General features: G+C 61.5%; 13 protein-coding genes. 4 read left to right on the top strand and 9 right to left on the bottom strand.

The genetic code is table 11. The features are described from left to right. Positions 1–159: 159 nt before the first annotated feature. The 6 genes from ACR0KX_RS12300 to ACR0KX_RS12275 all read right to left on the bottom strand — a co-directional run bounded on the left by ACR0KX_RS12300 (position 160) and on the right by ACR0KX_RS12275 (position 7592). Positions 160–900, bottom strand: a complete 741-nt coding sequence (locus ACR0KX_RS12300; RefSeq protein WP_170622259.1) for an aspartate racemase/maleate isomerase family protein — start codon at positions 898–900, stop codon at positions 160–162. Beyond that, positions 897–1964: an aminotransferase class I/II-fold pyridoxal phosphate-dependent enzyme gene (locus tag ACR0KX_RS12295; RefSeq protein WP_170622260.1), complete on the bottom strand. Its 1068-nt coding sequence runs from the start codon at positions 1962–1964 to the stop codon at positions 897–899. Before ACR0KX_RS12295 ends, ACR0KX_RS12300 begins: the two co-directional genes overlap by 4 nt. After that, entirely contained in the window at positions 1961–3613 is a 1653-nt protein-coding gene (locus ACR0KX_RS12290; protein WP_480708464.1) for a hydantoinase B/oxoprolinase family protein, read from the bottom strand. Before ACR0KX_RS12290 ends, ACR0KX_RS12295 begins: the two co-directional genes overlap by 4 nt. Continuing rightward, positions 3613–5706: a hydantoinase/oxoprolinase family protein gene (locus ACR0KX_RS12285; protein ID WP_170622262.1), complete on the bottom strand. Its 2094-nt coding sequence runs from the start codon at positions 5704–5706 to the stop codon at positions 3613–3615. The genes ACR0KX_RS12290 and ACR0KX_RS12285 overlap by 1 nt, the downstream gene beginning before the upstream one ends. Before the next feature lie 214 nt (positions 5707–5920). Continuing rightward, positions 5921–6841, bottom strand: coding sequence for a pyridoxamine 5'-phosphate oxidase family protein (locus ACR0KX_RS12280; protein WP_480708463.1), 921 nt, complete (start codon positions 6839–6841; stop codon positions 5921–5923). A 127-nt stretch (positions 6842–6968) separates the two neighbouring features. Next, entirely contained in the window at positions 6969–7592 is a 624-nt protein-coding gene (locus ACR0KX_RS12275) for a glutathione S-transferase (protein WP_170622264.1), read from the bottom strand. A gap of 105 nt (positions 7593–7697) precedes the next feature. Between ACR0KX_RS12275 and ACR0KX_RS12270 the strand changes: the two genes are divergently transcribed. From ACR0KX_RS12270 to ACR0KX_RS12255, 4 genes are all read left to right on the top strand, one after another. Beyond that, positions 7698–8585 carry a LysR family transcriptional regulator gene (locus tag ACR0KX_RS12270; RefSeq protein WP_170524658.1) on the top strand — a complete coding sequence of 296 codons (888 nt, stop codon included), beginning with the start codon at positions 7698–7700 and terminating at the stop codon, positions 8583–8585. Between the two features lie 139 nt (positions 8586–8724). Then, positions 8725–9393: a cupin domain-containing protein gene (locus tag ACR0KX_RS12265; protein WP_170453971.1), complete on the top strand. Its 669-nt coding sequence runs from the start codon at positions 8725–8727 to the stop codon at positions 9391–9393. A gap of 15 nt (positions 9394–9408) precedes the next feature. Further along, complete coding sequence (locus tag ACR0KX_RS12260) at positions 9409–10488, top strand: flavin monoamine oxidase family protein (protein ID WP_480626618.1); 1080 nt, start codon at positions 9409–9411, stop codon at positions 10486–10488. Between the two features lie 6 nt (positions 10489–10494). Next, complete coding sequence (locus ACR0KX_RS12255; RefSeq protein WP_170453973.1) at positions 10495–11097, top strand: TetR/AcrR family transcriptional regulator; 603 nt, start codon at positions 10495–10497, stop codon at positions 11095–11097. On the opposite strand, the gene ureG is transcribed toward ACR0KX_RS12255, so the two are convergent. From ureG to ureE, 3 genes are read right to left on the bottom strand one after another with little or no spacing between them, the layout of a single operon-like run. Next, entirely contained in the window at positions 11075–11704 is a 630-nt protein-coding gene (gene ureG, locus ACR0KX_RS12250; RefSeq protein ID WP_170453975.1) for an urease accessory protein UreG, read from the bottom strand. The two genes, ACR0KX_RS12255 and ureG, sit on opposite strands and share 23 nt — an antisense overlap. After that, positions 11701–12354: an urease accessory protein UreF gene (locus ACR0KX_RS12245; RefSeq protein WP_170622265.1), complete on the bottom strand. Its 654-nt coding sequence runs from the start codon at positions 12352–12354 to the stop codon at positions 11701–11703. Before ACR0KX_RS12245 ends, ureG begins: the two co-directional genes overlap by 4 nt. Next, positions 12338–12790 carry an urease accessory protein UreE gene (ureE, locus tag ACR0KX_RS12240; protein WP_170453979.1) on the bottom strand — a complete coding sequence of 151 codons (453 nt, stop codon included), beginning with the start codon at positions 12788–12790 and terminating at the stop codon, positions 12338–12340. The genes ACR0KX_RS12245 and ureE overlap by 17 nt, the downstream gene beginning before the upstream one ends. Positions 12791–12795 lie beyond the last annotated feature (5 nt).

The following is a 12795-nucleotide window of genomic DNA, read 5'->3' as shown; positions in this document are numbered from 1 at the left end:
CCGCGATGGCCTGCGCCCGTGTGGGATCCGTATCTCAAAGGAAACCATCGTCAATGTCAGCGATGGCGGCAAGGGGTTGATCCATAGGGTCATCTCACGGCAATCCTTCTGCACAAAGGGTTTAGCTGGCATCCGAATGTCGACAAATCAGAACCTTCCTTACAATCGGTCGAACAGCCGACCCGGAAGCCCGGCATGTGGTGGCAGCCCAAGCTGCTGGACCAACGCAAACATCATCGCCTGGTTCGAGGTCACGACCGGTTTGCCAAGCGCATCCTCGATCCGCTCAACCGCCTCGACCGCGCGCATATCGGTGCAACTCAGGACAATGGCTTCGGCCTTGGGATCGTCGGCCCGGCAGGCAAGGTCAAAAACCTCCTCTGGCGTCAGCTCTCCCTGACCGTAATTGCCCAGTTCGCGCCCTATGTCTGCGCAGTGCACCGTCTCGATCCCGTTCTGAGCCAGAAAACCCATGGCCTGCGTGTTGATCTCGCCCAGATAGGGCGAAGAGAAACCCACATTCGACACACCCAGCGCCTTGATCGCCTGCACCAACGCACCGGCGGCGGTAAAGGTGATCGCACCCGAGGCGGCCTTGATATCCTGTGCCAGTTGCGCGTCAAAGCCGGGGCCATGGGTCAGCGTGGCCGAGGTGCAGCCGTACAGAACCACATCGGGCCGGACGCCCGCGATCATCCGCAGATCATGGCTGATATCCGAGGCCCCCAGCCCGGCCATCTGGTCCGAGCCCGGAATCTCATCCACGTCATAGCCACCCATGCGCTGAAAATGCACCGTCGTATCCGGGCAGCGCATCAGCATCATATCCGCTTCGAGGTTGGTGTTGGTGAAAGGCACCAAAACGCCGATTTTCGCGCGCCTGCGGGTTTCATGGGTCATGACGTCACCTTTCGCAGCCCGGCCAGACAGCGATCCATGATCGCTTCCCGGCAGATCGTGGCCCGCAGGCAATCAGCTAAGCCGTATCCGCCCATACCGCGCATCAGCAAGCCTTCGGCCCGCAGAGCCTGATCGGCTTTCCGGGCGGTTTCAAAATCTGCGAACCGGATCAGCACAAAGTTGGTATGGCTGGGCGGAACCGACAGACCCAGCGCCCGGCACCCTTCGGCAAAGCGATCCCGGATCGCAGCCGTTTGGTTCACCGTTTCCCGCATATGCGCCTGATCCCGGATCGCCGAAGTTGCCATGGCTTGCGACGGGATCGACACATTGTTCGGGTTCAGCACTTTCCGCATCTCAGCCGCAATCGCGGGCGGGAACACGCCCCACCCCACACGCGCACCCGCCAGCCCATAGGCCTTGGAGAAGGTGCGCATGACGACAGTGTCTCCACGTTCGATCAAATCAAAAACCTCGGCCGGGTTCTGGCCATCATCCGCAAATTCCGCATAAGCCTGATCGACAACCAGCAGCACATCCTTGGGCAAGTCGTCACGAAGACGGATGATCTCGGCATTAGGGATCAGCGTCCCCGTCGGATTTCCCGGATTGCAGACAAAAACGATCCTCGTTTGGGGCGTGACGGCGGCCAGAATATCATCGACCGAAACGGTCAGATCGACCTCACGCGCTTGCACGTAATCCGCCTGCACCTGCGCTGTGGCCGACGCCACATAGGCATAGCCGTAATCCGTACCCAGCACCCGGTCCCCCGACCCTGCAAAGGTGCGGATCAGACAGCCGATCAGTTCCATCGACCCTGCACCGCACAGGACCGTGTTGGGGTCAAGCTTGTGGACCTCGGCAATCGCCGCGCGCAACTCGGGCCAGTCCGGGTCCGGGTAGAGCGGCATCTGGTCCAGCGCCGCCTGCCCCGCCGCAATCGCCTTTGGGCTGGCTGGAAAGGCGCTTTCGTTCTGTGCCAGCGAAACGGTGCCCGCATGCCCAAGATCGGCCAGCGCATAGGCGGCCATGGAACGGATGTGATCGACCGCCCGGATCATGGTTTGCCCCCATAGGCCTTGGCCCCTTCGGGCGTCACCAACCCGCGCCTCAGATCCAGCGCCAGCGCATCCGGGTCCCGATCTGCCGGATCGCCAAACCCGCCACCGCCGGGCGTGTCGAAGATCAGGTAGTCCCCGCCTTCGACCCGCAACTCGCCCTTGCCGGGGATGTCGCTGACGCCGTCCCGAAACCGGATCCGCCCCGGCGCGCCGGGCTGCCCGCCCATTCGGCCCAAGGCGGGGAATTTCAGCCGCTCGACCGACAGGAACACGATGAACGGCGCGTCGTTGGACGAGGTCATCTCGATCCTCTGCCCCAGCCCGCCGCGATATTTGCCCGCACCGCCCGAATCCGGCAGCAACTCGCGCCGCCACATGATCACCGGGGCCACGCTTTCGGTAATTTCGACCTGAGAGCCAAAGACGCCTGACGGGTAAGCCGTGGCCGACAGCCCATCCGCATGAGGCCGCGCGCCAGTGCCACCATTGTGCACGGGTTCAATGGCAAACTCGCGCCCGCCATTGGCCGCAACCTCGGGCGCGTGGCGCATGGGCAAGTCGAACATGCACGAGGCACCCTCGGCCGGAACCTTGTCAGGCAGTGCCTGATGCAGGCAGCCCAGCACCAGATCGGGTGTCACCTGCCCCAGCGTGTGACGCATCGCCACCGGAACCGGGCGCTGCGCGTTCAGGATACAGCCCTTGGGGCCGCCCACCGTGAACGGTTCCAGCGAGCCCGCATTGTTGGGAATGTCCGGCCCGACAATGCAGCGCAGGGCGAAAACGGTATAGGCCGTCGCATAGTTCAGCGGCACATTGATGCCTTTTCTTGAACAACCCGACGTGCCGGTGAAATCCACATGCATCCCGTCCTTGGCAACGGTCAGCGTGGCGTGTAGCTCCAGCTCAGTCTCGTACCCGTCCATGCGCAGCACGTTCTTGTAGACGCCTTCAGGCACCTCGGCGATGGCCTCCAGCGCGCCGTTGCGCGAGGTATCGATGATATAGCTGCCCAAACGGTCCAGATCGTCGATCCCGAACTCATCCATCATCGCCACCAGCCGGTTCACTCCGGCCTCACAACAGGCGATCAGGGCGTAGATGTCGCCCTCATTGGCGATCGGCTCGCGCGAATTGGCACGGATGATGTCCATCAGCAGCGCGTTTGGCGTGCCTTCTTCGACCAGTTTGCAGGGCGGGATCAGCAGCCCCTCGTCATAGATATCCGAGCCTTCCGGCCCCATGCCCAAGCCCCCCAGATCCACCAGATGCGAGGTGCAGGAGGTAAACCCAACCACCCTGCCATCCTTGAACGCGGGCATCATCAGCAGGAAGTCGTTCAAATGACCCGAGGCCAGCCACGGGTCATTGGTCATGTAGATGTCACCGGGCTTCATGTCCTGAACGGCAAAGCGTTGGCGCAGATGCAGGACGGCTTCGGCCATGGTGTTGATATGTCCGGGGGTTCCGGTCACGGCCTGCGCCAGCATACGGCCATCGACGTCGAATATCCCGGCAGAGATATCGCCGCATTCCCTCACGATGGGGGAAAAGGCGGCGCGGATGAGGGTCTGGCCCTGTTCCTCAACTACTGCCAATAGGCGGTTCCACATCACTTGCAGGCGGGCCGGGGAAAGGTCGGAGCTCATCATGCGCCTCCTTTCTGGTCCTGGATCAGAACCAAATTGCCAATTGCATCCATATGGGCCGAGAAATCGGCAGATACGAGCGTGGTGGTCTGCGGTTCATGGATCAACGCCGGACCTGAAACGTGATCGCCGGGTTTCAAATCGGCACGGGCAATGAAAGCGGCGTTTTTCACAGTTCCATCCACATCGCAGGTGATCGGGCGCGTCTCGGTTGCGGTGAACACATTGCGTTCGGGCGCATTGAGCACCCGTGCAACCATGTTGTCCAGCGTCGCTACCCGCACGGCCCAGTTCAATATCTCGATCTGCCTCCCCGGCACGGGGCGTGAAAATTGCTTGCGGTATTCTTCTTCGAATGCTGCGGTCAGCGGGGCAATGTCTTCGGGCGTCAGCGCACGATCCGGCAGGGGGATTTCGATCTCATGCCCCTGCCCGTTATAGCGCATAAACGCGGTGCGCAGGGTCTGGGTTTGCGCATCACCCGCCCCTTGGGCCACGACCTCTTCCGCCTCGGCAATCATTGTATCGAACAAGGCATTCACCCCGTCCAAATCCATGCTGTCCAGCAGCGAATAGCGCGAGCGGACGATCTCAAACGAAACCGGCGCGAACAGGAAGCCCACCGCCGACCCAACACCCGGATTGGGTGGGATCACGATGCGCGACACGCCAGCAGAGCGCGCGACACGGCTGGCATGCAACGGACCATTGCCGCCAAAGGCGATCATCGTGCGCGGGCCCAGATCCTTGCCCGATTCCACCGCATGCATCCGCCCCGCGCTGGCCATGCTTTCATCCACAATCCGACTGACGCCATCTGCCGCGCCCACGGCGTCAAGTTGCAGCCGTTCACCAACCACGCGGGCCAGCGCCGCTTTGGATCCTTCGGGGTCCAGCCGGATATGTCCTTCGGCAAAGGTGTCCGGGACGATGTAACCCAGCGTGATGTCGCTGTCGGTCACGGTGGGTTCGGTGCCGCCGCGCATGAACGCAACCGGCCCCGGCTCGGACCCTGCAGATTGTGGCCCGACGGTCAAGCGTCCCAGACGATCCACCCCGGCAATCGAGCCGCCACCCGCGCCAATCTCGATCATCTCGATCACCGGAATACGCACCGGCATGCCCGAGCCTTTGATGAACCGCGCCGCCCGGGCGATCTCAAACGCGCGCGAGTTCTGGGGGCGGGCACCATCAATCAGGCACAACTTGGCGGTGGTGCCCCCTACATCGAAGGACAGCACCTGATCCAGACCCGCCCGCGCCGCGATACGTGCCGCCAGAATGGCCCCACCCGCCGGGCCGGATTCGACCAGACGGATCGGAAAACGGGCCGCAGTTTCGACCGTGCACATGCCGCCCCCTGCGCTCATCATCAGGATCGGGCATGTTACGCCTTCGGCCTCGAACTGATCTACGAACCGGGCCAGATAGCTTTGCATCAGAGGCTGGATATAGGCGTTCGCCACTGTGGTGCAGAGCCGGTCAAATTCCCGCGCTTCGGGGCTGACATCGGATGAGATCGAGACGGTCAGGCCGGGGCGGTGCCGGGTCAGAAAATCACGCAATCGCCGCTCATGCGCGGGGTTGGCATAGGCATGCATCAGGCAGATCGCCACTGCCCCGGCCCCACTTGCGTCAAGTTCAGCTAGAAGGTTATCGATCTGCGCCTCGTCCAGCGGGATCAGCACAGCACCCTCGGCGGATATACGTTCGCGGATCACAAAGGACCGCTCGCGCGGGACCAGAAGATCGGGTTTTTCCAGATTGATATCGTATTGGGAATAGCGCCGCTCATACCCGATATCGAGGATGTCGCGGAACCCTTCGGTGCAGATCGTCGCCACCACGGCCCCGCGCCGTTCGATCAGAGCGTTGGTGGCCAGCGTGGTGCCATGGATGAACCCCGTCACTTGCGACAGGGACCGCCCGGTTGCGGCCATGACCCGCCGCGCGCCCTCCATCGCGCCATCCGCCGGGTTTTGATGGGTGGTCAGGGTTTTGGTCGAGGCCAGAATCCTGTCTTCGCCTTCAACCAGAACCGTGTCGGTAAACGTGCCGCCAATGTCGATGGCCAATCGCAGCGCGTGTGTCATGTGGTGGTCCGTCCTCGTTTGCAATCCTGCCAGTCAAATGCCCAAAAAGGCGATTACTGACACATCGCAACGAGGTCGCAGCCCGTGGCCCGACGATCCAGAGGGTTATGGATACACACGCGGTTCATACCTGTTTGTCCCGTGGTTTGCCCGGCGATACTAGCACATTTGCGACAAATCAGCGGTCAAATGCCGTCGCACGGGCCGGGTCCCACTATTGCGGCGTCACCGTTTTCCAGTCGCCGGTATTCAGGCTGTTGGGCGAGAACTCGGTCAGGCTGCCCCGGAAGGGCAAGGCGTCACTAAGCCGAAGGCCTTGAACCATATCAAACCGCCAGCCCCGTTCGGCCCCTTGGAACCCGGCGATGTCGGGGTGGTGCGCGTCCAGCACCTCGACCGTTCCGGTCAGCATCAGCAGATCGCCGTTTTGGTAATCCGGGAACAACAGCCCCGCGCGCGGCGTAACAAGGAAATTCCCCAACGTATTGAAGAAGTTGTTTCCAAGGAAATCGGGCACAACAAGGCTGTTGCCTTGCACTTTCACAAACCCCGACCGCCCGCCGCGATGCGAGACGTCAACGCTGCGCTCACCTTCGGTGTCAGCGTAACTGGCCACGTAGAGCGAGTTGGCTGAGGCGATGAACTCGCGCGCCGCCGTGTCCAGAGTTTCAAACCGTTCGCTTTTGATCTGTGCCCCCTCGGGTGCGGGGTCGCGGATAAACTCAACATCATGGGTCTGAATGTATTTCGGACAATTCCCGAAGGATTGCAGCACGTCCAGCGAAAAGCCGGTTTCCGACACCTCTTGCACCGTCGCATTCATCCGATTGCGCCGCCGGGTCGACAACTCGACCCCGACCACCCCAATCGGTGCTGCGGTTTCAAGGGCCGCTTTCAGCGGATCATCCGGATGCGGTTGGGCCTGAAAGTCCAGCAAAGTTTCGGTTGGCGTGGACAGAAACCCGGGCCGCCCCGACAGGATCGAGGCCCAGGGCCAGCCCTGCGGATCAACGCTGCCCAGCACGACAAAGGGCAGTTTGCCGAAAAACTCACGATGCTGATCCGGCATGTAGGGGCGTATGACGGTGCGGCCGATTTTCTCCATCCGCTCGCGCTTGCCAATACGTGTCTGCATCTCGCGTTCGCCACGGTGAAACGGGGATTCGGCGGTTTGTCCGGGGACATTCATCGGGGGCCTCGCATGGGTTTGAGGGCCCGGCCGTGGCATCGCACGACCGGTTTTGTCATGGATCCGATCCGCCTCAGGCGGCGTTCAGACCGGCTGCGGTCTTGGGCATCGGGACAAAGCCGTCCAGCGCCTCGATATTCGCCAGAAGGCGGCGGACATTCGGGTAGGGCTCTAGCGAGACGTCACCCTCGGGCGCATGGGCGGTATAGCTGTAGATCGCCACGTCGGCGATGGTCGAGCGGTCGCCCACCAGCCAGTCGCGCCCTTGCAAATGCGCGTTCAGCTTGCCCAGAACCTTGGCCGCCGTTGCGTGGGTGAACGCCTTATCCAACGGTGCGTTGAACACGTTGATCAACCGGGCCGCTGCGGGGCCAAAGGCGATCTCACCTGCGGCGAGGGTCAGGAACTTCTGCACCTCGGCCTCAAGCACGGGATCATTGGGCAGGTAGTCAGGCGCATATTTGCGCGCCAGATATACAAGGATCGCGTTGCTGTCGCAGATGATCACCTCACCATCTTCAAGAACAGGCACCTGCCCTGCCGGGTTCATGGCCAGAAAGTCATCTTGTTTATGCGCCCCGCCGGGAAGGTCCACATCAATCACCTGATGTGGCAGGCCCGCGAGATTTGCGAACAAAACGGCCCGGTGCGCGTGGCCCGAAAGCGGAAAGCTGTGAATGCGGAGGGTCTGGGACATAAGGCAGTTCCTTCTTGGCGATTGTCACTGAACCCCAAGCTAACTTGCCCGCATCTTAACTATAATATATTCAATTGGTGATTGACTATGAACGTCTTGTAGACAATGGACACGATCATCGGAATGCGCACCTTTGTGGCCGTGGCCAGCCACAACTCGTTCACCGACGGTGCGCGGCAGGTTGGGATCAGCACCAAACTGGCCAGCAAATATGTCGGCCAGCTGGAACAGCGCCTGAACGCGCAACTGTTCCACCGCACCACCCGCAGCGTGACCCTGACCGACACCGGCAAAGCCTATTTCGAACGGTGCCTGCCTTTGTTGGAACAGTTTGAGGAGCTGGAGGGGCTGGTGCAGCAACGCCAGACCGAGCTGGCAGGCCGCATCCGTATCACGGCCCCGACCGGCTATGGGTCGGCGGAACTGGTCCATCTTCTGAAACCGTTTCAGGACGCACATCCGAATGTCGTGATCGAGCTGCACCTGTCCGATCACCACGTCTCATTGGTGGATGAAGGCTTTGACCTGGCCATCCGTTTCGGTGGGCTGAAGGATTCAACCCTGGTCGCGCGCAAACTGACAGATATGCGGATCGTCTGCTGCGCCGCGCCCGATTATCTGGCCCGGTTCGGCGCGCCGGATGTGCCCGAGGATCTGTCAGAGCATAATTGCCTGCTGCAAACGACCGGCAATGTGATCGACAGCTGGGCGTTCAAAGGGCCGGACGGGGACATCATGGTGCCGGTATCCGGAAATTTCCGCGCCAATTCCCCGCGCGCAGTGGCCAATATGGCGGCGGACGGGCTGGGTATCGGTCGCGTCCCACTTTATACTGCCCGGCCCTTTCTGGCGGACGGGCGGTTGCAGCTTATCCTTGAGGCGCAGGAGACCGCAGTCTTGGGCCTCTATGCCACCTACCCGCCCAACCGGCACCTGACGGCCCGCATTCGGGCTTTGATCGATCATCTGGCGGCAGCCCTCGCGCACGGGTGATCTGAGATCAATCCCACAGGTTTTTGAAGTCGGAAGTGAGTATTTGGAACTGATACTTGAAATTTCCCTACCTAGTAGTAGATAGTTTATCTCAAACATATCCCACAGCCGTGGTCCGTCCAAAAAAGGGAAAACCGTTATGGAACTGAACTCAGATTTCTCTGCCCGCGTTGTCGTTCATTCTGATCGATTGGACTGGCAGCCTTCGCCGATGAAAGGCGTTGATCGCCGTATGCTGGACCGGATAGGCGGAGAAGTGGCACGTGCCACGACAATCGTGCGCTACGCCCCCGGCAGTTCGTTCTCGGCCCATACCCATACGGGCGGAGAGGAATTCATCGTGCTGGACGGCGTGTTTCAGGATGAACATGGCGACTTCCCGGCAGGGACCTATGTGCGCAACCCGCCGACCTCATCCCACACGCCCGGCTCTGCCCCCGGCTGCACGATCTTCGTCAAACTCTGGCAATTCGATATGGATGACCGCACGCAGTTTCGCAAAACCATGGCGGATGAGCTTGGAACGCCCGTCAACGGTGTGGCAACCGCAACCCTGCATGAGGACGCGCGCGAAGTTGTCACATATAGTCGTCTTGATCCGGGCGCTGAATTGATCTCGGACGCCAGCGGCGGGCACGAGATCCTGGTGATCGATGGACAAATCACAGCGGGTGGGGACCAATTGGCCAAAAACGCCTGGTTGCGTTTGCCCGAAGGTGAAACCCTGTCGGCGGTTGCTGGGCCAGACGGCGCGAAGGTCTGGATGAAAACCGGGCATTTGCCCTTTGCCCAACCTCCTGCAGTGTGATCGGGGGCCGAGACCGTGAGGCGCAACCTTACGCTGGACACCCAGACACTGATCATCGGCGCAGGTTTGTCAGGTCTCAGCCTTGCCGCGCAACTGGCGCGGCAAGGGCAGGATTTTGTACTGGTCGAGGGGCGCGACCGTCTGGGGGGTCGTATCCTGACCCACCACAACGGCAGCGCGGGGTTTGATCTTGGCCCCGCGTGGTTCTGGCCGGGGCAGCCCCGGATCGCAGCGCTGATCGCGCGGTTGGGGTTGGCCGCGTTCGAACAGTATTCCGCGGGCGAGTTGACCTATGAGGACGAGCAGGGCCGCGTCCTGCGCGGGCACGGGTTTTCGTCGATGCAGGGGTCTTTGCGGGTGGACCGAGGGTTTGGCGCCCTGATCGATGGCTTGGCGAAGCAGGTTGATCCCGACCGCATATATCTCGCGACCCCAATCCAGGCATTGCAGCGCACCGATGATGGTGTGATCGCCACCAGCCGGAACGGTCTGACCTTCCGCGCGAGGCATGTTGTTCTGGCCCTGCCCCCTCGGGTCGCGATGCGCATGTCTTTCACGCCAGCCCTGCCAGAAGCCGCCACAAATGCAATGGCAGCCGCCCCCACGTGGATGGCCGGTCAAGCCAAGGCCCTTGCGATCTATGACACGCCGTTTTGGCGCAAGGCCGGGCTGTCGGGTGATGCCATGAGCCGCCGGGGCCCGATGGTCGAGGTCCACGATGCCTCGCCCGCTGAAACCGGCCCTTATGCGGTGTTCGGCTTCATTGGAACGCCGCCGCAGGCGCGCACAGATCAACAGCGCCTGCGCCAGATGATAACGGAACAACTGACCCGCTTGTTCGGGGCTGAGGCCGCGCAGCCGTTGGATGTGCAAATCAAAGACTGGTCCGCCGACCCGTTTACCGCCGTGGAAGAGGATCAACACCCGCTGTTCAGCCACCCCTCCTATGGCCTGCCCCGCACGCTGGACCGAATTTGGGACAACCGTCTGATCTTTGCCGGAACCGAAGTGGCCCCGCAGTTTGGCGGCTATCTGGAAGGCGCATTGGAAGCGGCGGACCATGTTGCCGCGCGGCTTTTGCAGGAAAAGGTTTGAGACACTATGAGACCAGACACCAAAACCGCCCTTCTGGATGTCGCCGAACACGCCGCCCGCGCGCGCGGTTTCGATGGGTTCAGCTATGCCGATCTGGCCGTTGCGGTCGGTATCCGCAAGGCGTCGATCCACTATCACTTTCCGACCAAAGCCGCCCTCTCGGTGGCCTTGATGGACCGCTATCACGCAACCTTGCAAGGCGAATGCGACCGGATCGACGAAACCTGCCCCACCGCCGCGCAACGTCTGCTGTCCGTTATCGCGTTGTATCGGGATGCGTTGAACGATGGCAAAACGCTCTGCCTGTGTGTCGCGCTGATCAGCAGTCGTGAAAGCCTGTCAGACGAAGTCATCCAGAAAATCAACGACTTCCGCGCCATGATGGTGGCCCGTCTGACGGGCATTTTCGAGCTTGCGCAGACGGACAACAGTATTCGCAATCTGGGCCGCCCCCCGGCCGAGGCCCGCGCGACCCTTGCCTTGCTGGAAGGCGCGCATTTGACAGCCCGCGCGGAAAGCAACGTCGCGCCCTTTGATCTGGCGGTAGAGTTATTGCAGGCCCGCTGTCAGCACGACGGCCAGACCATCACGCCGCGTCCGGTGCCCTGAGCCCGCCGATCGAGGTCAGAAGTTCTACGATCGCACCAATTCCTTCCCTTTGCCGCAATGACGAGAACACAAACGGGCGGCCATTGCGCATTCTGGTCGCGTCGCGTTCCATTACCTCAAGCGACGCGCCCACATGCGGGGCCAGATCGGTTTTGTTGATGATCAGAACGTCCGATTTCGTGATCGCTGGCCCACCTTTGCGCGGGATCTCCTCACCCGCCGCCACGTCGATCACGTAAAGTGTCACATCCGCCAGTTCAGGGCTGAAGGTCGCCGACAGGTTGTCGCCTCCGCTTTCGATCAGCACAAGTTCAACATCCGGGTGGCGCGTTTGCATCTCGGCCACTGCCGCCAGATTGATCGAAGCATCCTCGCGGATCGCAGTGTGGGGGCAACCGCCTGTTTCCACGCCGATAATCCGGTCCTGCGGCAGGATTTGCATCCGCATCAGGGCCTCGGCGTCCTCCTGAGTATATATGTCATTGGTGATCACACCAACCGAATGCGTATCGCGCAACGCCTCGGACAAGGCGGCTGTCAGCGTTGTCTTTCCAGCCCCAACCGGGCCGCCGATTCCGACCCGCAAAGGGCCATTCATCTGGGTCATGTTCGGAACATCCTTGAATATTGGGTTTCATGTTTCATTGACGCGATATCGGACAGAAACGCGGTCGAGCTAAGCGCCTCGAGCCCTTGATCCTGCGCTTCGGTCGCCAGTCTGGAGCATAGCGGTGTCAGGTCTCGGATCAGCCGTTGCGCCTCGGTCTGGCCAAGGGGAACCAACCGCGTGGCACATGCCACAAGGTTCGACATGAAGGATTGCACGAACATCTGTGTCGTCAGGAGCAGAGGCAAACCATGCAGACGCGCGGCACGTCCGACCGCAACCGGATAGGTCAGGCCGGCCAGATCCACCTCCCAAACCTGTGCTGTGACACCACAGAAGGCCTCACCCAAAAGCTGCGTTTCCATCAACCGCTCGGACGAGGCGCAGAAGGCGCGTGCGGTTGCGTCGATCTCGGTCAGTTCCTTCTTCGAGTTGGCATTATAAGCCGCCACAAGAAACAAAGCGTCATTCCGGCCCGAGCCATGGTTCAGCACATCCGAAATCCACGCGCCCGCGCTGTTGGCATCCGTCACGGCCCCGCTATCGATGGCCCATTCCAGCCCGTGCGAATAGGTGAACCCGCCCACCGGATAGGCGGGTGACAGCCACTGGTTCAGCGTCAGGATATCGGCGTCAGTGGGCGTGGCCATGGGTCCTGCCGTGCCCGTAAGCCCCGCCTTCCGGAGTGAAGGGTTCCACAACCTCGCGCGTGGTGGCACCCAACTTGTCCAGCATGTCCCGGATCACATGATCGCGCTGGATCAGCAAACGGCCCGGTTCGATCTGACAGGGCGTGTGGCGGTTGCCGATATGCCAGGCCAGGCGCAGCAGGTTGTCGCCGCTGACTTCCAGCAGATCTTCGGGCGCAGCGACCACTTCGATCTCGCGCCCATCCTCCAGAACAAGAACGCCGCCGTGATCCAGCGACAGCGTCTGCGCCAGATCGACCAGAAACGCCTCACCATCATCGGTGGCCAGCATCTTGCGGCGCAGGAACCGGCCGTCATAGTCCAGCGAAACCTGCGCATGGGCAGGGGCATGGGTGTGATCGTGATAGATGCGGGCGGTTTTTATATCGGGTGTCATCGGGC

Source organism: Ruegeria sp. BG5 (assembly GCF_056538425.1).
Note: the sequence above shows the minus strand (reverse complement) of the source record. Positions and strands in the feature narration are given on the sequence as shown.